Genomic DNA, 20960 nt, shown 5'->3' on the forward strand with positions numbered 1-20960 from the left:
TGGCACTCGACCCATGAGAGTGCAAGCCGCGCGGATGCCGCGTTCGCCGAGCGCGGATCGGGTCCCGGGGTCAGCCCGCGGGGTCAGCCCGCGGGGGTCTTCTCCCCGCTGCCGGGCGCGGGGCTCGTCGTGCCGACGTGGTCCATGCCGATCACCACGGTCAGCTGCGGCGAGCCGTCGCCGCTGACCGACTGGTAGTGGTCGCTCTGCTCGGTCTTCGCGCCGCCGAGGACCTCCGCGACGCCGAGCGCGGCGGACTCGTCAGCCTTCTTCACATAGAACACGGTCGTCTGATCGAACTTCGTGGTGGAGCCGTCGCTGCCGAACACGGCATCCGCCGCCCAGCCCTGATCGATCAGCTTCTGCCGCACCTGGGCGACCACACCGGTCTCCGGCGTCGCGTTGAGGATGAGCACCTGGTAAGAGGTGTCGATCTCGGCCAGCACGCCGGGCGTCTGGGGGGCTGCGGGCTCGGCCGTGCCGAACAGGTCGATGCGCCCCATCAGCACCATCGAGACGAAGATCCCGATGACGATGAGCACCAGCGCGACCGCCGCCGACCACAGCAGGGCGATGGGTCCGTTGATGCCCGGCTGCTCGGCGCGGTGCGCGCCGACGCGTCCGGAGGTGCGGGGGATGTCGTCGAATCGGTCGTGGGGGGACTTTGACACCCCCCGATGCTATCGGCCGAACCCCGGGAAACCGCTGGAGCGGTCGGCTCAGCCGGCGAATCCGCGCATGCGCGCCGTGCGCTGCCGGCCGCGGGCGTCCCTCAGCCTCCGCAGGCGGCGCACCAGCAGAGGGTCGAACTCCAGGGCCTCCTCGGTGTCGATCAGGCGCCCGAGCAGCTGGTAGTAGCGCGCCGGGCTCATGCCCAGCTGCGCGCGGATCGTCTCCTCCTTCATGCCGCCGTGCCGCGGCCACGCCGCTTCCAGCGTCAGGATCGCGCGGTCGCGATCGGAGAGTTCACCCAGCATGGCATCAGGCTACGCGCGATCGGGCCCGACGCCCGCGCGCCACTCCCACCAGCGCCCCAGAGGATCGGCTTCCGCGACCTGATCGCCGTCCAGACCCACCGCGAAGGCGCCGTCGGCACCCGACCAGCCCTCATGCAGGCGCACCGGATCGATCGTCACCCAGCGGGCGCCGGACGAGCGGATGCCGCTGATCAGCGCCTGCCGCGCTTCTCGCGGCAGATACACCAGCACACCGGGAGTGGTGATCACGAGCGTCGCCTGCCGCGGCGCGGATGCCACGAGCTCGCCCAGCCGCTGCGCGGCATCGCCTGCGATGAGCAGCGGCGGGTCGGCCGCGACGATGTCGGCGGCGGCGGCGATGCGCTCGGCGCGCTCGTCCTCCCCCGGCCAGACCAGTGTCTCCAGCCAGGCGCGATCCGCGGCATCCCGCACGTCGATGGGTGAGAGATCGATGCCCGCGCGCCAGACGACCTCCGGCATCCGCAGCGGCGGCAGCGCGCCGCGCACGACGCTCGTCAGCACCGCCGACGACGGGCCGGATGCCGGGTCGAGGCGGGCGCGCTCGATGCCATCCTCCCCCAGGAGGCGATAGGAGTACCGGTCCGGGAACAGGCAGAGCCCGGCCGCGGCGCCCAGCTCGAGCAGGGCGATCGGTCCGTCGACGGCGCTGAGCGCTGGGAGCAGAGCCCCCAGGCGCAGCGGTTCATTGGCCTGCACCGTGCGGCGCGCGCATTCCGAGACGACCTCGCCGGCGTGCGCGAGCACGAAGTCGCGCCATTCCGCGTACCCCGCGACGGGCGCGCCCAGCAGCCGCGTCACCGCGAACACCAGCGGCGGCTGCCGGTGCTGCTCCGGGATGCCGGAGAGCACGGTCTGCATTTCGGCATCCGCGGCGACTCCCGCCGCCCACTCGGCGTACACCGCGCTGCGACCAGGGGCCTCCTCGCGGGCGAACCGGTCGTAGCGCTCGCGCACGGCATCCGTCATCCGGCCATTCTCCCAGCCGGCCCGGGCGACTGAGCAGACCGTTCATCACACCGACCCGAACGGCCCGCGGACGGAGGAGAATGGATGCATGGCTTACAGCGTGAACAAGACCGAGGCCGAGTGGCGCGAAGAGCTCGGCGACGACCAGTACGCGGTGCTGCGCACCGCGGCGACCGAGCGCGCGTGGACCGGCGAACTGCTCGACGAGAAGCGCGACGGGCTCTACCGCTGCGGCGCCTGCGGAGCGGAACTGTTCCGCAGCGGCACGAAGTTCGACTCCGGCTGCGGCTGGCCGAGCTTCTACGAGTCGGTGCGTCCCGAGGCAGTGGAGCTGATCGAGGACACGACGCTCGGCATGGTGCGCACCGAGGTGCGCTGCGCCGCCTGCGGCTCGCATCTGGGACATGTCTTCCCCGACGGCTTCGGCACCCCCACCGGCGACCGCTACTGCATGAACTCGCTCGCACTGACGTTCAACCCCGACGAGTCGTGAGCGCGCTCGAGGCCGTCCTGCGGCGCACGTCCTGGTCGAAGGTCACCGAGGACGCCCCGACGCGCGACCAGCTGCTGCCGCTGATCGCGGCGGCGGGCCGTGTCGCGGATCACTCCTCGCTGCGCCCGTGGCGGCTGATCGAGCTGCGCGGCGACGACCGGCTCGCGCTCGGCGCGGCCATCGCGAAGGCGAACGGCGACGACAAGCCGTCCAGCAAACCGCTGCGCGCGGCGCTGCTGATCGCGGTGGTCGTTTCCTATCGGAAGAGCGACAAGGTGCCGCACTGGGAGCAGGAGGCCGTGGCCTCCGGCGTCGCGCACACCCTCAGCCTGCTGCTCGACGAGGCGGGATGGGGCGTGATCTGGCGCACCGGCGGCTACACCCGTTCGCGCGCCGTGGCCGAGGCGCACGGGCTGGCCGAGAACGAGGAGCTGCTGGGCTGGCTGTACGTCGGCGGCAAGCCGCAGGGCAAGGACGCCGGACGCCGCAAGCCGATCGATGCCGACGCCCTGCTGACTCGGTTGCCCGCGGGGCGGCGAGAGAGCTGAGCGTGCCCGCCGACGTCGCCGGTCAGCGGCGTCGGCGCGGCAGCGCTGCGAACACGGAGGCGAACGCGACGACCACCATCGCGAGCAGCTGCCAGAGAGCGGGACGACTCGCCGTGGGCCACAGCAGATCGATGAGGATCGACATGCTCAGCTGTCCCAGCACGCTGCCCAGCCCCATGAGCAGCACGCCGGTGTGCGCGACGAGGAACGCACCGAGCATGATGTAGACGAAGCCGAGCAGCCCGCCGACGTAGAGCCAGGGCTCGGCGGGGAGAGCGGCGGGCAGCCCTCGCACGGCCACGCTGACCGCGGCGGCGACCACGAGCACGGAGGTGCCCGCGATGAAGCTCATCAGCGTCGCGGCGATCGGCGAGGACACGGTCTTCGCGAGCCGCCCGTTCGCACCCGCCTGCCAGGCGATACCCGCACCGGCGAGGACGGGCAGCACGAGCAGCCAGACCGGCGCCTGATGCAGCACGTCACCGCCGATCGAGATGCCCACCGCGAGCAGCGCGAGCGCACCGCCCACGACCCGTCCCGGAGTGACGGCGACGACGCCGGCCGGGCCGAAGCCGATTCGGTCGAGCAGCAGTCCGTGCAGGGTCTGGCCGGCGACGACGCCGACCGTGAAGAGCGACACTCCGAGCACGCCGGCGACGACGCCCTGCGTGGACACCGTGAGCGCACCGCAGGCGCCGCCGAGCAGCATCCAGACCGGGATGGTGCGGGTTCGGATGCCGCCGATCAGCCGGCCCGCGGCGGCACGCGTCGACGGGATCAGCGGGACCAGGATGAGCAGGGCCATCAGGCCGACGGCGAAGGAGATGAGCCCGGCGACGATGCCGTCGTCGATCCGCACGCCCAGCACGCCGTTGATGCGCGCCTGCACGGCGGTCATCGCGCCGATCGAGACGGCCCCTCCGAGCGCGAGCCAGGTGGGCATGGTGCGGGTCCGTGTCACTCGCTCCACGGTACCGCTCGGGAGGACCCGGGCGCGCATCCTTCCCACGATCCGGAATCGGCTCGATGTCGGCGCCCGTGGGTAGCCTGTCAGCATGTGCGCGAGCTACGGACTCGATCCCCGATTCACGGATGCCGAACTGCTGGCGGAGGCCGATGAGGCGGTCCTGGAGGGGCTGCGCTCCTGGGCGGAGGCCAATGCCGGCGAGACGCTGCGCCCCACCGGGAAGAACCTACGCAATCTCAACCCGCTGGTGACCGCGTCGGAGGGCGTGCCGACGCTGGAGCCGGCCTGGTGGGGCTACCTCGTCGACGGGGCGCCGGCCCGGTTCCCGTCGATCAACACGCGCTCCGAGCGCCTGCAGGACAGGCCCGGCGGTCTGCGCAACCGGGCGATCGTGCCGACCACCGGATGGTTCGAGCTGCAGAAGCCCGACCGCGTCTGGCACGAGTTCGGATTCGGACGCGGCGTGCTGTTCGGCATGGCCGCCGTCACGCAGCGCGGCCGCACCCCCGACGGCGAGTGGACCACCTGCTACTCGATCGTGATGCGTCCCGCTCCCCCGAACCTGGCGGCCCTGCACGACCGCGTGCCGATGCTGGTGCCCGTCGGTTTCGCCGCGGACTGGCTGACCGGAGAGCCGACACGGGATCTCATCGATGAGGCGCTGCTCGCCGCCGCATCGCTCGATGAGCGACTGGTCGCGGAGCCGCGCGCCGACGACCGCGGTGACGGGATGCTGTTCTAGCCGATCGCGCCGGAACGCGAGAAGGCCCGCCCGAGATGATCTCGGGCGGGCCTTCTCGCTTCCGCAGAGCCTCCTGCCGGACTCGAACCGGCCACCTGCGGTTTACAAGGCCGCTGCTCTACCAGATGAGCTAAGGAGGCGAGGGTGGCCGAAGCCGCTCACAAGCATAGCGACGGCCGGGACGCGCTCCGCGCGTCAGGGCGTGGCGGTCTCCGTGGGCGCGGGCGAAGCCGGCGGCGTCGGAGTCGGGGTCGGGTCGGTCTCGCCGTAGTACTCGTCGCTGGCGGTGGTCAGCACGAACTGCGAGAACTCCGCGGGGTTGTTCAGCGCGCCGACGTACGCCTGCCCGCCCACGACGATCAGAGCCTCGTTGTTGAGCTTGAGGTCCTTCGAGCCCGGCAGCGGACCCTCGAGAGCGCGAGCCGTGGCATCCTTCGCCCAGCTCACGAAGTCCTGACCCTCGATGCAGGAGCGCACCTTCTTGGCGTTCTGCACGCCGACGGCGACAGCCAGGTCGGCCAGCTCGACGTCCGAGCGGCCGTCGCTGTCGATCTTGGGCTGGTCGGTGAGCAGCTCGTGGTTGTAGTCGAAGAACTGATCCGGCGAATAGGTCGCCACGCAGGCGGCGGCGGCCGCGGCCCGCAGCGAGTACTTCGTGCCGTTCGAGCTGGCCATCAGCAGCGCCACCGGGTGATAGGTCACGGTGACGGCGCCCTGCTTGATCCAGCCGGCCAGCTGACGGGCGTTGGCCTTCTCGAACTCGGCGGCGCCCGCCGACAGATAGTCCACGTAGATGTGGATCTGCGTCGGCTCCGCGGCCTTCTCCGTGGTCTTGGGCGTCGGCGTCGCCGCCGCCTCGGAGGGCGTGGGCGACGCGTTCGGGGAGATGTCCGCGCTGCCGGAGGCGAGGGTCACGTCGCTCACGGTCACGCCGTCATCGGTCATGCCGCTCGGGCTGAGCATCGGCTTGGACATCGAGGAGCTGACGGCGAACGCGACGGCCGTGCCGATCGACCCGACGGCCACCGCCGCGACGAGCCCGATGATCACGCGTCGCATGACGCGGGCACGCGACTGCTGCGCATGCACTCGCTGGGCCTTCTCCCGCACGGCTTCGCGTGAGTTGCGAGCGGCAGGGACGTTCGGCGTTTCGTCGCTCGACATCGTTCCTCTTGAAAGATCGGATGGGACGGGGGATCCCGCTGCCGCTACGGGTGCGGCACCGGATCCGATGTTACGGAGGCAGTCTGGGAAATACCCAGACGCGCACGCGCCGTGCAATACTGATCTCGACCCGATGGCGGGTCACGGCGGGCTCAGGCCCACCGCTTCCATCACTACGGATCGTCCGGCACGTACCTGCCGGTGAAGGAGAAACAATGGCAACCGTTACGTTCGACGAGGCCACCCGCATCTACCCGGGCGGCACCCGCCCCGCGGTCGACAAGCTGAACATCGAGATCGCCGACGGCGAGTTCCTGGTTCTGGTCGGCCCCTCCGGTTGCGGTAAGTCCACCTCGCTGCGCATGCTCGCCGGCCTCGAAGAGGTCAACGCCGGCCGCATCCTGATCGGCGACCGCGACGTCACCGACGTGCCGCCGAAGGACCGCGACATCGCGATGGTCTTCCAGAACTACGCGCTGTACCCGCACATGACCGTCGCCGAGAACATGGGCTTCGCCCTGAAGATCGCCGGCGTCGGCAAGGAGGAGCGTGCACAGCGCGTCCTCGAGGCCGCCAAGCTCCTCGACCTCGAGGAGTACCTGAACCGCAAGCCGAAGGCCCTCTCGGGTGGTCAGCGTCAGCGCGTCGCCATGGGCCGCGCCATCGTCCGCCAGCCGCAGGTGTTCCTCATGGACGAGCCGCTGTCGAACCTCGACGCCAAGCTGCGCGTGCAGACCCGTACCCAGATCGCGTCGCTGCAGCGTCGCCTGGGCGTCACCACGGTCTACGTCACCCACGACCAGACCGAGGCTCTGACCATGGGCGACCGCATCGCGGTGCTCAAGGACGGCCTGCTCCAGCAGGTCGGCTCGCCGCGTGAGCTCTACGAGACCCCGAACAACGTCTTCGTCGCCGGCTTCATCGGCTCGCCCGCCATGAACCTCTTCGAGCTTCCGCTCGCCGAGGGCGGCGTGCAGTTCGGCACGAAGAACGTCGCGACCGAGACCGCCGCGGTCGCGAAGGCCAAGGGCAACTCGGCCACCGTCGGAATCCGCCCCGAGGACATCGTGGTCGCACCCGAGGACGGCCAGGGCCTCTCCGTCACCGTCGACCTCGTCGAGGAGCTCGGCGCGGACGGCTACCTGTACGGCCACACCGACATCAACGGCAAGCGCACCGACCTGGTCGCACGCGTCGACGGCCGTCGTCACCCGAACGCCGGTGACACCGTCGTGCTGGCGCCCGTCGCCGGTCACGTGCACCTGTTCGACATCGAGTCCGGCGAGCGTCTCAACGAGAAGCCGATCGTCTCGGCCTGATCATCAGGCACTGCGGGGCGGGTCTGCCCTCCCGGGTCCCCCGCGCCGCAGCGTTTCCGGAGCACGACGCTCCCCCGGCATCCGCTTCCCACACCCCGCGGAGGACGCATGAAGAAGCAGTCGCTGCGCATCAACGCCAGTTCGATCGATCCCGGTCTGCTCACGCTCCCCTGGAGCACACCCCTGGGCAAGTGGCCCTCCGAGCACATCGTCTCGCTGCCCAAGGGCCTGTCCCGCCATCTGGTGCGGTTCGCCGATCTCTCCGGCCGCGTGGTCGCCGTCAAGGAGACCACCGAGGAGATGGCGCAGCGCGAGTACGAGATGCTCGGCAGTCTGGCGAAGCTCGATGTGCCCTGCGTGGACCGGGTGGCCGTGATCGCGGGGCGACGCGACAGCGAGGGCAGGGAGCTGCCCGCGGCGCTGGTGACATCGCACCTGCGGTTCTCGATGCCCTATCGCGCGCTGTTCACGCAGGTGCTGCGCCCCGACACCGCCGACCGGCTGGTGGACGCACTGGCCCTGCTGATGGTGCGACTGCACAACGTCGGCTTCTACTGGGGTGACGTGTCGCTGTCGAACGCCCTGTTCCGCCGCGATGCCGGCGCCTTCGCCGCCTATCTGGTGGACGCGGAGACCGGCGAGCTGCACGAGGAGGGGCTCACCTACGGGCAGCGCTCCTACGACCTGGACCTGGCCCGGACGAACATCGCCGGCGAGATCATGGATCTCGCCGCGGGCGGCAGACTCGAGCGCGGCGTGGATGCGCTCGAGATCGCCGACGGCATCGTCTCGTCGTACCGGTCGCTGTGGAACGCGCTCACCGACGAGGAGTCGTTCGGCGTGGACGAGGCGTGGCGGATCACCGAGCGCGTGCAGAAGCTCAACGCGCTCGGCTTCGACATCGACGAGATGTCGATGGTCACCACGCCGGACGGCGCCGCGGTGCGGATCCAGCCGAAGGTGGTGGATGCCGGACACCATCAGCGCCGGCTCATCCGCCTGACCGGCCTCGATGTCGAGGAGAACCAGGCCCGCCGGCTTCTGAACGATCTGGACGAGTTCCGGGTGCGCTCCAAGAAGGACCTCGGAGACGAGGAGATCTACGCGCACGAGTGGCTCACCCGCGTGTTCGAGCCCGTGGTCCGCGCCATCCCCTATGACCTTCGCGCGAAGCTCGAACCCGCCGAGGTGTACCACCAGGTGCTCGAGCACCGCTGGTACCTGTCCCAGGCGCAGGGCCGATCGGTGCCGCTCGCCGAGGTGCTCACGAGCTACATCAACGACGTGCTGCGGCATCGCCGCGACGAGGCCACGATCATGGGCCCGCCGACCGAGACGATGAGCCTGCCCGTGATCACCGGATCGGTCGAGGTCTCCGAAGACACCGCGGCGATCGACTGGCGGGACCTGGTCTGACCCCCACTTCTTGCAAAAATTACTCGCGCGAGTAACATCTTCGGTGTGACACCGGAGACCAGGACGTACGCCCGCACCGAGGGACGTCGCCGTCAGATCGTCTCGGCGACGATTCAGGCGCTCGCCGAGGGTGGGTACGCCGCGATGACCTTCTCGCGCATCCGCGAGGTGGGGCGACTCAGCAGCACCCGGCTCATCTCGTACCACTTCGACACCAAGGACCGGTTGGCGGAGGCCGTGGTGATGCAGGTGGTGTCGGATGCCGCCGAGATCATGCGACCGGCCATGGACGCCGCACCGGACTTCCGCGCCAAGCTTTCGGCGTACATCCGCTCCAACCTCGAGTATCTCTCCAGCCATCCGGCCGAGGCGATCGCCGTCACCGAGATCGTCCGCGGGAGCGGCCGCCCGCGTTCCGGCGACGACGTCTCCGTGATGCTCCTCTCGATCCTCCTCTCGCAGGGCCAGCACGCCGGGGAGTTCGGCGAGTTCGATCCGGAGGTCATGGCGCGCAGCGTGCGGGCCACCATCGACGAGTTCGCCTACCGGCGCACCGTGTCCCCCCGCGACGACGCCGCGGAGATCGCCGAGATCGTCGCCATCTACGATCGCGCCACCGCGCGCGCGGAAGGGAACCAGTCATGACCACCGATCGCCTCCTCGATGCGGGCGCCGTCCGCGACCTCGACAACGTGAAGCGGCTCTGGGCCGCCGCGGGGATCGTCTCGTTCCTCGGTCTCGCCGTCACCGCCGTGCTGGCCTTCACCGATCCGGCCGACGTGAACTGGGTGATGTGGCTGCGCGGGATCGCGGTGACCGTCGCGTGCTTCGCGTTCATCCTCGTGACGGCCGCGGTGCGGCGCGGCAGTCGTCGCGCCTACACCCGGATGCGGCTGGTGGCGACGATCGCGCCCGTCGGCGTCGCCCTGCTGATCGTCGCCCCCGATTCGGGATATCCCGGATGGATGAAGGTGGAGCAGGCTGTCCTCGCGATACCCGTGATCGTGATCGCGGTTCTCCTCTGGCGCCGCCGGATGCGTCAGGCCCTGCGGCCAGTGCGCTGAGACGACGGAGATCTGCCCGTGTCCTCCGCCTCCTACGTGGAGCACCTCCCGATCCCGGCGCTGCGCGGCGTCGCCCGAACGGCCTGGATCCAGCGGACCGGGGATGCGGTGTACCAGCAGCGGCATCTGCCCACCGGCGGGGTCGAACTCCACCTGCCGGTCGGCGGCGATCCGGTCCTGCTCGGCGCGCTCACCCGTCCGCAGGTGGAGCTGATGCCTGCGGAGACCACGGTCCTCGGCGTGCGCTTCCTCGCCGGCTCGCCGCTTCCCCTGCCGGTGGCCCTCGACGAGCTCGTCGACACCCGCGTGCTCCTGCGCGACCTCTGGGGATCACGTGCGGACGCGCTCGCGGAGGCGGTCGCTCTCGCATCCACCCGCCGAGCGGCACTCGGTGTGCTGCAGGAACGACTCGCGGACGAGTTCCGGCACGCCGAGCGCCTGGATCCCCTCATCCGCGAGGCTGCGGCGCTGCTCATGCCCTGGCGGCCGGTCGACGTGCGCACCGCGGCCGATCGGCTCGCGCTCTCCGAGAGCCAGCTGCGGCGCCGGTGCCTTCGGGTCGTCGGCCTGAGCCCGAAGGTGCTGCAGCGCACTCTGCGATTCCAGGGATTCCTCGCGCTCGCCCAGGCGGGACCGGCGGCCCCCCCCGGGCCGCTCCCGGGCGGGCCCCGGAGCATAGCCGGCCTCGCCGCCGTCGCAGGCTACGCGGACCAGGCGCATCTGAGTCGCGAGTGCATGCGGCTGACCGGTGTGACCCCGGCGCAACTGCTGCACGGCGGCAACGGCGGCTGCGCCTGCGGACACGATCACTCCGCGTCCTACCTCCCCTTCCTGCGGGTGCGGCCGGCCGGGACGAGCCGCTGAGTCGTGGTGGGTCCGCTCATGCACGATTCGTTCAATCCGCACCGTCGGGAGGGGCCGTAGATTCGGGCCGAGCGGCACTCGCAGCACGGCGTGGACCGAGCATCCGACGAACAGACGCGTCGGACAGGGATCGAGCAGAGGGAAGCACATGAGCAGAGTCATCACCGCACTGTCCGTCTCCGCCGACGGGTTCATCACGGGTCGCGATCCTCGCCCCGGCCACGGGCTCGGCGACGGCGGCATCCTCTTCGACTGGTACACCAGCGGTGACGTGGCGAGCGGGCTGTTCCCCGGCTTCACCCTGACCGCGGCCAGCGCTCGCTTCTTCGACGCCGTCGGCGGCCGGGTCGGCGCCAGCCTGGCCGGGCACACGACCTACTCGGACTCCGACGACTTCGCGGGTAGTGCACCGCACCCCACCGCGCCGCTCGTCGTGCTGAGTCACCACGACCTCGCCCCCGCCTCGGAGCGTCAGCACATCGTCACCACCGGAATCGCGGATGCCGTGGACCTCGCCAAGCGTCTCGCAGGAGACAAGGACGTGGCACTCATGGGCGGCGTCATCACCACCGAGGCGCTGAAGGCGGACCTGGTGGACGAGCTGGTGCTCCACGTGGTTCCGGTGCTGCTGGGCGGCGGGCGGCGGTACTTCCACGAGCTTCCCGAGCACATCGGACTGGACATCGTCGAGGTGGTGGGTGCTCCCGACGTCACCCACATCCACTACGAGGTCCGCCGATGATCCTCGTCACCGGCGGTCTGGGGGCGATCGGGGCGCACACCGCGCTGGCCCTGGTCGAATCCGGCGCGGACGTGGTCGTGACCGGGCACCGCAGGGCGGACGTACCGTCGTTCCTCGCAGGTCGCGTGACCGTCGAGATCCTCGACGTCACCGACCGGGAGGCCTTCCTCGCGCTCGGCCACCGGCATGCCATCACCGACATCGTTCATCTCGCGGGAAGCATCCCCGGATCCGACGCCGTGGGCTTCTTCCGGCACGACCTGACCGGGCTGCTCAACGCGCTGGACGCGGCGCTGGCGTGGAAGGTGCGCAGGTTCGCCGTCGCCAGCAGCATCGGCGTCTACATCGGACGTGACGAGCGCCCCTGGCACGAGGAGCTCGCGCTCCCCGCCGTCGAGGTGCCGCTGTCGATCATCGCCTTCAAGAAGGCGGTGGAGTCGATCGTCACCGATGCGCTGCACGGCAGCGGCATCCGGCCGGTGATCCTGCGGATCGGCAGCACCTGGGGCCCGCTGATGGACCCCGAGACCCCGTTCTCCGCCGTCCCGCCGATCGTGAGTGCCGCGCAGCGCGGAGAGGAGCCCGCACCGCTGGACGCCGACGGCGGCGGCGACTTCGGCTACGCGCCCGATGTGGGACGGGCGATCGCCCTGCTGATGACGACCGAGACCCTCGACCACACCATCTACAACGTCTCGAGCGGAACGACGTTCACCAATCGCGAGCTCGCCGACGCCATCGCCCAGGCGCTGCCCGGTTCGCGTCCGCGCCTGATCGGGGGCGGTGACGGCACCCCGCAGCATCCGTATCTCGACATCTCGCGGCTGAGCGCGACCACGGGCTTCGTGCCGGAGTTCGACATACGGAAGGCCGTGTCCCACTACGTGGCGTGGCGGCGGGAGAACCCGCGGTGACTCTCACCCTGCACCATGCCGAGCGCCCCGGCCTCGGCTGATCGACGATCGCAGTCGCCGGAGGAGCTCGGACCCCTCCGGCGGCTCGGGATCAGTAGCCGACGGTGAAGCGCTCGCGGCGGTGCTTCGGGTTCTCGATCTCGTCGAGGAACGCGACCGCGAAGTCGGCGCCCGAGATTGTCGAGTTGCCATCGGCGTCGCGCACGATCACGTCGCCGCCGTCGCGGTACGACCCGGTGCGCTCGCCCTCGGCCCACGGACCGAAGACCTCGGCGGGGTGCACGTAGAACCAGTCGAGCTCGGCATCGGAGTCCTGCAGCAGCGCGAGCTGGTCGATGCCGACCTGCGCCTCGTGCTTGTACTCCTCCGGGAAGCCCTGATCGAACAGGCGCGGGCCGCCGGGTGCGACCAGGCTGCCGCCTGCACCGCCGACGACGCCGAGGCGGGTGGAGGTGCCGTCCAGCTTCTCGACCAGCGCAGTCAGCGCGTCGACCGCCTTGTCCGCCATGTCACCGCGGGGCGAGATCGTCGAGATCACGGCATCCGCGCCGTCGAGCACATCGCCGAGGCCGTCGACGTCGAGAGCCGAGCCCTGCACGTAGGTCGCACCGTCGATGGGGTCGGCGGGCGCCTTGCGGGCGACGGCGACCACGTCGTGCCCACGGCTCACCCCCTCACGGACGAAGTGCGCTCCGGCGTAGCCGGTTCCTCCGATGACGACGATGCGAGCCATGTGCGTTCCTTCCGCTGACGAATGAGTCCGTCAGGGTCAAGGCGCCGGCCTCCCTGGCTATTCCCGTCCGCCGCGAACCGTCGAGACCTGGTACAGCGCGACGGATGCCGCGATGCCGGCGTTCAGCGATTCGGTGGCCGCCGAGATCGGGATCGACACGATCTGATCGCAGGTCTCGGCGACGAGACGCGAGAGACCCTTGCCCTCGGATCCGATGACGATCACCACAGGGCGATCGGCCAGCTCGAGCTGCGGGAGCATGACGTCGCCGTCGCCGTCCATGCCCAGCACGAACACGCCCTGCTTCTTGAACTCCTTCAGCATCGACGTCAGGTTCGACGCGAGCGCGACGGGCAGGCGCGCTGCGGCCCCGGCGCTCGTCTTCCAGGCGGCGGAGTTGACGCTCGCGGAGCGTCGCTGCGGCAGGATGACGCCATGCCCGCCGAAGGCGGCGGTGGAGCGGATGATCGCCCCCAGGTTGCGGGGGTCGGTGATCCCGTCGAGCGCCACGAACAGCGGCGTCTGACCGCGGTCGATGACCTGCTCCAGCAGATCCTGAGGGTGCGCGTACTCGTAGGGCGGGACCTTGAGCGCCACGCCCTGGTGCACGCCGTCGAAGCCGGCCATGCGGTCGAGCTCCTGCCGGGTGACCTCGAGCACGGGGATCTCACGGTGCCGCGTGATCGCCAGCATCTCCTTGACGCGGTCGTCCATCTCCACGCGCTGCGCGATGTAGAACGCCGTGGCCGGGATCCTGGTGCGCAGCGCCTCGAGCACCGAGTTGCGCCCGGTGACCGTCTCGGTGTCGTCGGATGCCTTCGAGCCGCGCGCCTGACGGTTCAGGTTCGGCTGCGGCTTCTGGCCCGGCTTGCCCTTGCCGCCGGCGGCGGCGTAGCGCTCCGCGGCGGCCTTGCGCTTGCCGGCGACGTGCCAGCTGCGGTCCTCCGCCTTGGGCGTGGGTCCTCGGCCCTCCAGAGCCTTGCGGCCGAGGCCGCCGGTGCCCTTGGAGGCGCCCTTCTTCTTGCTGTTGCCCGCTCCGGGGCGGCCAGGCTTAGCCATCGATACTCCAATGCGTTCCGTCCGGAGTGTCCTCCAGAGTGATTCCTGCCGCGGCGATCGCATCGCGGATGCGATCGGCCGCGGCCCAGTCCTTGTCGGCGCGCGCCTGCGCGCGCTGCCCGATCATCGTCTGCACGAGCGTGTCCAGAGCGGATGCCGCAGCATCCGAGCCCCCTGTCCGCCACTCGCTCGACAGCGGGTCGATGCCCAGAACATGGGTCATCGCCTTCACCGCCTGGAGTGCGGTGCGCACTCCGTCGGCATCGCCCTTGTCCAGCGCCGCATTGCCCGCGCGCACGGTCTCGTGAAGGACCGCCAGAGCCTGCGGCACGCCCAGATCGTCGTCCATCGCGGCGCTGAACGCCTGCGGGAGCGACTGCTGCGCCATCCAGCCGATCCCGCCGCCGGTGACCCGGACGGCGCGCTCGATGAATCCGCGGATGCGCCCGAGCGCCGCCTCGGCCTCGGCCAGAGTCGACTCCGTGAGATCCAGACTCGACCGGTAGTGCGCGGCGGCGAGCGCGTAGCGCGCCACGACCGGATCGACGCCGTCGAGGAAGTCCCTCGCGAGCGTGAAGTTGCCGAGCGACTTCGACATCTTCTGCCCGCCCACCGTCACCAGGCCGTTGTGCACCCAGTAGCGCGCGAAGCCGTCGCCGGCGGCCGTGGACTGCGCGAGCTCGTTCTCGTGGTGCGGGAAGCGCAGGTCGAGGCCGCCGCCATGGATGTCGAACTCGGCGCCGAGATAGCGCTTCGACATGGCGGAGCACTCGATGTGCCATCCTGGGCGCCCCGCCCCCCAGGGCGAGGCCCACACGGCATCCGCCTGCTCCTCGGGCTTCGCGCCCTTCCAGAGGGCGAAGTCCTGAGGGTTGCGCTTGCCGCGGGGGTCGGCGTCGGCCGCAGCCTCCATGGCGTCGACGGACTGCCGCGTGAGCTCGCCGTATGCCGGCCACGAGCGCACGTCGAAGTAGACGTCGCCGGAGCCGTCGGCGGCGGGGTAGGCGTGGCCGCGCTCGATGAGCGCGGCGATAAGGTCGTGCATCTGGGGGATGAAGCCCGTGGCGCGCGGCTCGTAGGTCGGCGGAAGGATGCCGACGGCGGCATACGCCTCGGTGAACTCCTTCTCCATCCGGTAGGCGAGCGCCCACCAGGGCTCGGCCTCGGTGGCGTTCGCCAGGATCTTGTCGTCGATGTCGGTGACGTTGCGCACGAAGGTCACGCGTCCGAAGCGCAGCTCGAGCCAGCGGCGCAGGATGTCGAAGCTCAGCGCCGCCCTGACATGCCCGATGTGGGGTCCCGACTGGACGGTCGGCCCGCACACGTACATCGTCACGTTCGAGGGGTCGAGCGGAACGAAGTCGCGCAGTTCCTGCGCGCGGGTGTCGTAGAGGCGGATCGTCACCGCACAAGACTACCGGGGTGGTGCTCGACACGCCCCTCAGCCTGCGTAACCGCGCAGATCAGCACTCGCTCGCAGGCTTTCCCGTGATCTCTGCGGAGTCGTGCGGATCTGCGGAGAACTGCTGTGACGTCACCCCACCGGGATGATGAGCGCGACGGCCGTGACGGCGATGCCCTCGCCACGACCGGGGAAGCCGAGGCCGTCGGTCGTCGTCGCGGAGAGCGAGACGGATGCTCCGCCGAGGGCCAGCGAGAGCGCGGCCTCCGCCTCGGCTCGGCGCGCGCTGAAGCGCGGGCGATTGCCCTGGAACTGCACCGAGACGTTGCCGATCGCATAGCCGGCATCCGCCAGCATCCGCGCGGTGCGCGCCAGGAAGACGTCGGCGTGCGCACCGGCGTACTCCGGATGCGCGGTGCCGAAGTGCTCGCCGATGTCGCCGAGTCCCGCGGCGCCCAGCAGCGCATCGACCATGGCGTGCGCGACCGCGTCCCCGTCGGAGTGCCCGGACAGCGGCTGCTCATCCGGCCACTCCAGGCCCGCGAGCCAGAGGTTCCCCTCGCCGCCGAACGCGTGCACATCGGTGCCGACGCCGATGCGCGGGCCCTGCGGGCGCGGGGACCCGGGCTGCGCCGGATGCAGCAGCATCCGCGCACGCTCCAGATCGGCGGGAGTGGTGATCTTGAACGCGCGCTCATCGCCCTGGATGCGGCGCACCGCGCCGCCCGCGGCGGCGAACAGGGCCGCGTCGTCGGTGTGCTCCTCCCCCGTCTCGAGCGCCCGGGCGTATGCGGCCTCGAGCTGCCGCCGCGGAAATCCCTGCGGAGTCTGCGCAGCGGCCAGGACCGACCGGTCCACGGCCTCGACCACGGCGTCCCCTTCGACGCGCTTCAGCGTGTCGATCACAGGGAGGGCGGGAATCACGCCGGCATCCGCGCTCACCGCGGCCGCGACCGCGTCGATCTGCGCGGAGGGCGTGAGGGCGCGGGCGGCGTCGTGCACGAGCACGACCTCGACCCCGTCTCCGAGAGCGGCCAGTCCGGCTGCGACCGACTGCTGCCGCGTCTCGCCGCCGACGATGACCGTGGCCCGCCGGTCGTGCTCGCCGTCGACCGCCTCGAGCTCGTCGGCCGCCGCCTGCTCGTGTCCGGGTGGGGCGACGAGGATCACCTGCATCGGCTGCGCGGCGAACACGCCCTCGAGCGCGTGCCTCAGCACGGTGCGGCCGTCGATGTCGACGAGCGCCTTCGGCACGCCGGCGCCGAGGCGCGTGCCGGAACCGGCGGCGACGATGATGATCGCCGTCGTGGGGGCCGAGTACGGAGTCACGCTCACACGCTACCGCGACGTCGCAGGCGTCCGAGAACGCGAGGAGGGCGGATGCCGAAGCATCCGCCCTCCTCGTGGAATCAGTCGATCGCGCTCAGGACGCGAGCACCTCGTCGAGCAGGCCGCCGGCCTTGTCCTCGTCGATCTTCTCGGCGAGAGCCAGCTCCGAGACGAGGATCTGACGGGCCTTGGCCAGCATCCGCTTCTCCCCCGCGGACAGGCCGCGGTCCTGGTCACGGCGCCACAGGTCGCGGACGACCTCGCTCACCTTGATGACGTCACCCGACGCGAGCTTCTCGAGGTTCGCCTTGTAGCGACGCGACCAGTTGGTCGGCTCCTCGGTGAACGGCGCGCGGAGCACCTCGAAGACGTGGTCCAGACCCTCCTGGCCGATCACGTCGCGGACGCCGACCAGGTCGACGTTCTCAGCGGGCACCTCGATGATGAGATCCCCCTGCGTGACGTTCAGCTTCAGGTACTTCTTCGTCTCCCCCTTGATCACCCGGTCCTTGACCTCGATGATCGTCGCAGCCCCGTGGTGCGGATAGACGACGGTTTCGCCAACCTCAAAAAGCATAAAAACGTGTCCTTTCGGCAATCTCCAGGATACCACAGCCGTTATGTACTAAGGTTCGCGCCGGTGCACGCCGTGCGAGGCCCGGCCGGTCCCGGAGAACGAGCGCGAACCCACTAGACTGAGGCAGGACACCCGTCGCATCTCAGGAGGATCCGTGAACTCGCGCTCTGCTGCGTCCCTCGCTCCGCGCCTCATCGCCACCGCCGCCCTCGGCGTGACGATCGCACTCGGCGCCACCGGCTGCACGTTCATGACCCCGCAGAACACGGTGGACATCAAGAACATCTCGGACGGCGTGGACGTCTCCTCGACCGGCGGCCCGGTCGTCGTGCGCAACGCGCTCATCGTCGCCGACGAGGACGGCTCGGCCGGGAACCTCGTGGCCGTGCTGGTCAACGACAGCGAAGAGAGCGCCACCCTCACCATCGACGTGGACGGCAAGCAGCAGGAGGTGCGCGTGCCCGCCGGCGAGCACGTGAGCCTGGGCGCCGACGAGGACCCGCTGCTCTTCGAGAACCTGGACGTGAAGCCGGGCGCCACCGTCGAGGTGCTGTTCCGCTCCGGCGACGACGAGGCGGAGCCCACTCAGGTTCCCGTGCTCGACGGCACCCTCCCCTACCTCAAGGACCTCGTCCCCTCGCCGAAGCCCTCGGTCGAGCCGGCGACGCCGACGCCGACGGGAACGCCCGCGTCCTGACGTCCGCTCCGCATTCAGAAGAGGTCGGTCCCCGAAGGGACCGACCTCTTCCGCTTTCCGCGCCTGCTCAGGCCTCGAAACGGTACCCGAGACCCCGCACGGTGACCAGCATCACCGGATCGCTCGGATTCTGCTCGATGCGGGAGCGGATGCGCTTGATGTGCACGTCCAGCGTCTTGGTGTCGCCGAAGTAGTCGCTCCCCCACACCCGGTCGATCAGCTGGCCTCGGGTGAGCACGCGGCCGGCATTGCGCATCAGCACCTCGAGCAGCTCGAACTCCTTCAGCGGCATGTTGATCTCGCTGCCGTCGACCGCGACCGTGTGCCGGTCGATGTCCAGGGTGACGCGGCCGCCGTCCAGCACCCGCTCGTCGATCTCGGTCTCCGCCTGCGCGACCCGGCGCAGCACCGCACGCATCCGCGCCAGCAGCTCCCGCGACGAATACGGCTTGGTGATGTAGTCGTCGGCGCCGAGCTCGAGCCCCACCACGATGTCGACCTCGGAGTCCTTCGCGGTGAGCATGATGATCGGCACGCCCGAGGCCTGACGTACCTGCCGGCACACCTCGGTGCCCGGCATGCCGGGGAGCATCAGGTCGAGCAGGATGATGTCGGCGCCGCGTGCGCGGAACGCCTCCAGCGCACCGGGTCCGTCCTCGCTGATCTCCACCTCGTAGCCCTCGCGACGCAGCAGGTAGGCGAGGGGATCGGCGAGGTCGGGCTCATCCTCGACGAGAAGGATCCGGGTCATGCGTTCTCTCCGTTCCGGGCGGCGCCGAGCGAACCGTGATCGGTGCGGGCGCGCTTGGCGGTCTTCTTCTTGTGCTTCTTCTTGGACTTCTTCGAGGCGCCTGCCCCGTCGGCTCCGGGCGCGTCGATGCGCGGCAGCCGCATGGTGAAGGTCGACCCCTTGCCCGCGCGCGACCAGACACGCACCTCGCCGCCGTGGCGCTGCGTGGCGTGCTTGACGATCGACAGGCCGAGCCCCGTTCCGCCCGTCCGGCGGGACCGCGCGTCGTCGGCGCGGTAGAAGCGCTCGAAGATGCGCTCCCGATCCGCTTCCGAGATGCCGATGCCCTGATCGGTCACAGCGATCTCGACGAGGTCGCCGTCGACCCGGGTGCCGATGCCGACGCGCGACCCGTGCGGCGAGTACTGGATGGCGTTGGCGAGCAGGTTCCCGACGGCTTCGACGAGCACCTGCGCGTCGCCGCGCACCCAGGCGCCGTGGTCGCCGCCGCGGGTCAGCTCGACCCCGGCGGAGTCGGCCTGCACCGCATGCGCCTCGATCGAGGCGTGCACGACCTCGTCGATGGAGACGGGCTCCACCTGGGCGAGGCTCTCGGCCGCCTGCAGCCGCGACAGGCTCATGATCCGCCCCGTGAGCTGGCCGAGACGACCGGCCTCGGCCATGATGCGCGACGCGAAGATGCGCACCTGATCGGGGTCGTCGGCGGCGGATTCGATGGCCTCGGCGAGAAGACTGACCGAGGCGACCGGCGTCTTCAGCTCATGACTGGTGTTGGAGACGAAGTCGGTGCGCATCTGGTCCAGCCGCTCCCGCTCGGTGACGTCGCGCACGATCAGCAGCGTCAGCCGCGGGCCCACCACGCTCGCTCGCGCGGAAACCAGGCGCGGGTCCAGCGCGTTCCCGGCGGTGATCCGCAGCGTCTCGGTGCCGCTGATGCCCGAGCTGCGCACATCCCGCACCAGCCGTCGCAGCTCGCCGTTCTCCAGCACCGCTCCGGGCCGGATGTCGAAGCGCGCCGCGGCCCGGGAGGTCGCCACGACCAGTCCGGAGGGATCCAGCACGCACGCGGCGTCGTCCATGCCCGCGAGCACCTCGGTGATCCCGGCCGGGATCGACTGCGACGTGTCCTGTATCGCCTGCATCCGCATGCGATACGCCCAGGTCACCAGCAGCACGACACCGGCGCCGATGACGATGCCGATGACGAGCGCGAACAGCGCGAGCTGGGGCGAGGGCATGGTTCCAGAGTAGGGGCAGCATCCCCGTCCTTCCGCCGTTCAGACCGCCGTCACGGGCCGGGCGAGGCAGTGTTCGCGATCACGACACCATTCGTTAACCTTCGATGGGGATGATCGACCCGGTTCGCGTGTGCGCGTGCCCGCTCGGCATCCGTGCCGACCCCACGACGAAAGGTTGCGCCGACATGCGCGAAGTCTTCCACCAGTCCCTCGAGGAGCTCCAGTCCCGGCTGGCCGAGATCGCCGATCTGGTCACGGTGGCCATCGAGAAGGCCACCACGGCCTTCGCCGAGAGCGACGTCGCGCTGGCCGAGGAGGTCATCGCCGACGACGCCAAGATCGATGAGCTCGCCGTCGCACTCGACGAGCAGGCCATCGAGATCCTGGCCCGCCAGCAGCCGGTCGCCCGCGATCTGCGCATCGTCATCACGGCGCTGCGCGTCAGCGCATCGCTGGAGCGCATGGGCGACATGGCCGAGCACATCGCGCAGCTCGCCCGGCTGCGCTTCCCGGAGCGCGCGATCCCGAAGGGCCTGAAGGGCACCTTCCGCCGCATGGGCGAGCTGGACGTCGAGATCGCCCGCACCCTCGCGGAGCTGCTCCGCACGCAGGACCTGCGCTTCGCGGATGCCATCCGCAATGCCGACGACGACGTGGACGAGCTGCACGCCAGCGTGTTCGAGAAGGTGCTCAGCGACAACTGGAAGGGCGAGGCCACCGCCACCGTCGACGCCACGCTCGCCAGCCGCTACCACGAGCGCTTCGCCGACCACGCCGTCGCCGTCGCGAAGAAGGTCGTGTACCTGGCCACCGGCGACTGGGCCGCCTCCGAGGAGGACATCGCCCTGGCCGCCGAGGCGCAGACCGCGGCTTCCGACGCCCCGGAGTCCCCGGAGAGCTGAGTCGCACACAGACGCAGAAGCGGGGGGGGGGGGGGGGGGGGGGCGGCCCCCTTCTTTTTTTTCTTCCTTTTTTTT

General features: G+C 70.4%; 24 protein-coding genes and 1 tRNA gene. 12 read left to right on the plus strand and 13 right to left on the minus strand.

The window, feature by feature from the left end:
• Positions 1-83: 83 nt before the first annotated feature.
• From ACTJJ4_RS15440 to ACTJJ4_RS15450, 3 genes are read right to left on the minus strand one after another with little or no spacing between them, the layout of a single operon-like run.
• Positions 84-671 carry a LytR C-terminal domain-containing protein gene (locus ACTJJ4_RS15440; protein ID WP_440944127.1) on the minus strand — a complete coding sequence of 196 codons (588 nt, stop codon included), beginning with the start codon at positions 669-671 and terminating at the stop codon, positions 84-86.
• 48 nt (positions 672-719) lie between these two features.
• Complete coding sequence (locus tag ACTJJ4_RS15445) at positions 720-977, minus strand: DUF3263 domain-containing protein (RefSeq protein ID WP_285636529.1); 258 nt, start codon at positions 975-977, stop codon at positions 720-722.
• A 9-nt stretch (positions 978-986) separates the two neighbouring features.
• Positions 987-1964: a DUF2332 family protein gene (locus ACTJJ4_RS15450; protein ID WP_440944128.1), complete on the minus strand. Its 978-nt coding sequence runs from the start codon at positions 1962-1964 to the stop codon at positions 987-989.
• Positions 1965-2052: 88 nt separating this feature from the next.
• On the opposite strand from ACTJJ4_RS15450, the gene msrB reads away from it, so the two are divergent.
• Complete coding sequence (msrB, locus tag ACTJJ4_RS15455) at positions 2053-2457, plus strand: peptide-methionine (R)-S-oxide reductase MsrB (protein WP_440944129.1); 405 nt, start codon at positions 2053-2055, stop codon at positions 2455-2457.
• Positions 2454-3005, plus strand: coding sequence for a nitroreductase family protein (locus ACTJJ4_RS15460; protein ID WP_440944130.1), 552 nt, complete (start codon positions 2454-2456; stop codon positions 3003-3005). The genes msrB and ACTJJ4_RS15460 overlap by 4 nt, the downstream gene beginning before the upstream one ends.
• Positions 3006-3027: 22 nt before the next feature.
• On the opposite strand, the gene ACTJJ4_RS15465 is transcribed toward ACTJJ4_RS15460, so the two are convergent.
• Positions 3028-3966, minus strand: a complete 939-nt coding sequence (locus ACTJJ4_RS15465; RefSeq protein WP_440944131.1) for a DMT family transporter — start codon at positions 3964-3966, stop codon at positions 3028-3030.
• Positions 3967-4060: 94 nt separating this feature from the next.
• Here ACTJJ4_RS15465 and ACTJJ4_RS15470 point away from each other — a divergent pair, with 94 nt between their 5' ends.
• Positions 4061-4714, plus strand: coding sequence for an SOS response-associated peptidase family protein (locus ACTJJ4_RS15470; protein WP_440944132.1), 654 nt, complete (start codon positions 4061-4063; stop codon positions 4712-4714).
• A 67-nt stretch (positions 4715-4781) separates the two neighbouring features.
• On the opposite strand, the gene ACTJJ4_RS15475 is transcribed toward ACTJJ4_RS15470, so the two are convergent.
• Both ACTJJ4_RS15475 and ACTJJ4_RS15480 read right to left on the minus strand, forming a co-directional pair.
• Positions 4782-4854 (minus strand) — tRNA-Thr (locus ACTJJ4_RS15475).
• A gap of 55 nt (positions 4855-4909) precedes the next feature.
• A complete protein-coding gene (locus tag ACTJJ4_RS15480; protein ID WP_440944133.1) occupies positions 4910-5878 on the minus strand; it encodes a DsbA family protein in 969 nt (322 codons plus the stop codon).
• Positions 5879-6093: 215 nt separating this feature from the next.
• On the opposite strand from ACTJJ4_RS15480, the gene ACTJJ4_RS15485 reads away from it, so the two are divergent.
• The 7 genes from ACTJJ4_RS15485 (at position 6094) to ACTJJ4_RS15515 (ending at position 12197) form a co-directional block, all read left to right on the plus strand.
• Positions 6094-7197: an ABC transporter ATP-binding protein gene (locus tag ACTJJ4_RS15485; RefSeq protein WP_285636543.1), complete on the plus strand. Its 1104-nt coding sequence runs from the start codon at positions 6094-6096 to the stop codon at positions 7195-7197.
• A 108-nt stretch (positions 7198-7305) separates the two neighbouring features.
• The gene (locus ACTJJ4_RS15490; protein WP_440944134.1) at positions 7306-8613 is read left to right on the plus strand and encodes a DUF4032 domain-containing protein; all 1308 of its coding nucleotides are present in this window, start codon (positions 7306-7308) and stop codon (positions 8611-8613) included.
• A gap of 45 nt (positions 8614-8658) precedes the next feature.
• The gene (locus tag ACTJJ4_RS15495; RefSeq protein WP_440944135.1) at positions 8659-9258 is read left to right on the plus strand and encodes a TetR/AcrR family transcriptional regulator; all 600 of its coding nucleotides are present in this window, start codon (positions 8659-8661) and stop codon (positions 9256-9258) included.
• Entirely contained in the window at positions 9255-9677 is a 423-nt protein-coding gene (locus ACTJJ4_RS15500; RefSeq protein WP_440944136.1) for a hypothetical protein, read from the plus strand. The genes ACTJJ4_RS15495 and ACTJJ4_RS15500 overlap by 4 nt, the downstream gene beginning before the upstream one ends.
• A gap of 18 nt (positions 9678-9695) precedes the next feature.
• The gene (locus ACTJJ4_RS15505) at positions 9696-10541 is read left to right on the plus strand and encodes a helix-turn-helix domain-containing protein (RefSeq protein WP_440944137.1); all 846 of its coding nucleotides are present in this window, start codon (positions 9696-9698) and stop codon (positions 10539-10541) included.
• A 148-nt stretch (positions 10542-10689) separates the two neighbouring features.
• Positions 10690-11283: a dihydrofolate reductase family protein gene (locus ACTJJ4_RS15510; RefSeq protein ID WP_440944138.1), complete on the plus strand. Its 594-nt coding sequence runs from the start codon at positions 10690-10692 to the stop codon at positions 11281-11283.
• Positions 11280-12197 carry an NAD-dependent epimerase/dehydratase family protein gene (locus ACTJJ4_RS15515; protein WP_440944139.1) on the plus strand — a complete coding sequence of 306 codons (918 nt, stop codon included), beginning with the start codon at positions 11280-11282 and terminating at the stop codon, positions 12195-12197. Before ACTJJ4_RS15510 ends, ACTJJ4_RS15515 begins: the two co-directional genes overlap by 4 nt.
• Before the next feature lie 91 nt (positions 12198-12288).
• On the opposite strand, the gene ACTJJ4_RS15520 is transcribed toward ACTJJ4_RS15515, so the two are convergent.
• The 5 genes from ACTJJ4_RS15520 to ACTJJ4_RS15540 all read right to left on the minus strand — a co-directional run bounded on the left by ACTJJ4_RS15520 (position 12289) and on the right by ACTJJ4_RS15540 (position 17297).
• The gene (locus ACTJJ4_RS15520) at positions 12289-12930 is read right to left on the minus strand and encodes an NAD(P)-dependent oxidoreductase (protein ID WP_440944140.1); all 642 of its coding nucleotides are present in this window, start codon (positions 12928-12930) and stop codon (positions 12289-12291) included.
• A 57-nt stretch (positions 12931-12987) separates the two neighbouring features.
• Complete coding sequence (rlmB, locus tag ACTJJ4_RS15525) at positions 12988-13989, minus strand: 23S rRNA (guanosine(2251)-2'-O)-methyltransferase RlmB (RefSeq protein WP_440944141.1); 1002 nt, start codon at positions 13987-13989, stop codon at positions 12988-12990.
• A complete protein-coding gene (gene cysS / locus ACTJJ4_RS15530) occupies positions 13982-15394 on the minus strand; it encodes a cysteine--tRNA ligase (RefSeq protein ID WP_440944142.1) in 1413 nt (470 codons plus the stop codon). The genes rlmB and cysS overlap by 8 nt, the downstream gene beginning before the upstream one ends.
• A 129-nt stretch (positions 15395-15523) precedes the next feature.
• Entirely contained in the window at positions 15524-16726 is a 1203-nt protein-coding gene (gene ispD, locus ACTJJ4_RS15535) for a 2-C-methyl-D-erythritol 4-phosphate cytidylyltransferase (RefSeq protein WP_440944143.1), read from the minus strand.
• Between the two features lie 88 nt (positions 16727-16814).
• Complete coding sequence (locus ACTJJ4_RS15540) at positions 16815-17297, minus strand: CarD family transcriptional regulator (RefSeq protein WP_285636578.1); 483 nt, start codon at positions 17295-17297, stop codon at positions 16815-16817.
• 154 nt (positions 17298-17451) lie between these two features.
• Here ACTJJ4_RS15540 and ACTJJ4_RS15545 point away from each other — a divergent pair, with 154 nt between their 5' ends.
• Positions 17452-17994 (plus strand): DNA modification methylase, encoded by a 543-nt coding sequence (locus tag ACTJJ4_RS15545; RefSeq protein ID WP_440944144.1) that lies wholly within the window; start codon positions 17452-17454, stop codon positions 17992-17994.
• 67 nt (positions 17995-18061) lie between these two features.
• Here ACTJJ4_RS15545 and ACTJJ4_RS15550 read toward each other — a convergent pair whose 3' ends face one another.
• Both ACTJJ4_RS15550 and ACTJJ4_RS15555 read right to left on the minus strand, forming a co-directional pair.
• The gene (locus tag ACTJJ4_RS15550) at positions 18062-18745 is read right to left on the minus strand and encodes a winged helix-turn-helix domain-containing protein (protein ID WP_440944145.1); all 684 of its coding nucleotides are present in this window, start codon (positions 18743-18745) and stop codon (positions 18062-18064) included.
• Positions 18742-19983 (minus strand): sensor histidine kinase, encoded by a 1242-nt coding sequence (locus ACTJJ4_RS15555; RefSeq protein WP_440944146.1) that lies wholly within the window; start codon positions 19981-19983, stop codon positions 18742-18744. Before ACTJJ4_RS15555 ends, ACTJJ4_RS15550 begins: the two co-directional genes overlap by 4 nt.
• Positions 19984-20168: 185 nt before the next feature.
• On the opposite strand from ACTJJ4_RS15555, the gene phoU reads away from it, so the two are divergent.
• Positions 20169-20885, plus strand: a complete 717-nt coding sequence (gene phoU, locus ACTJJ4_RS15560) for a phosphate signaling complex protein PhoU (RefSeq protein ID WP_440944147.1) — start codon at positions 20169-20171, stop codon at positions 20883-20885.
• Positions 20886-20960: the final 75 nt, after the last annotated feature.

Origin of the sequence: Microbacterium sp. 22195, from assembly GCF_052056515.1 — a bacterium.
In the GTDB taxonomy this organism is placed as follows: domain Bacteria; phylum Actinomycetota; class Actinomycetes; order Actinomycetales; family Microbacteriaceae; genus Microbacterium.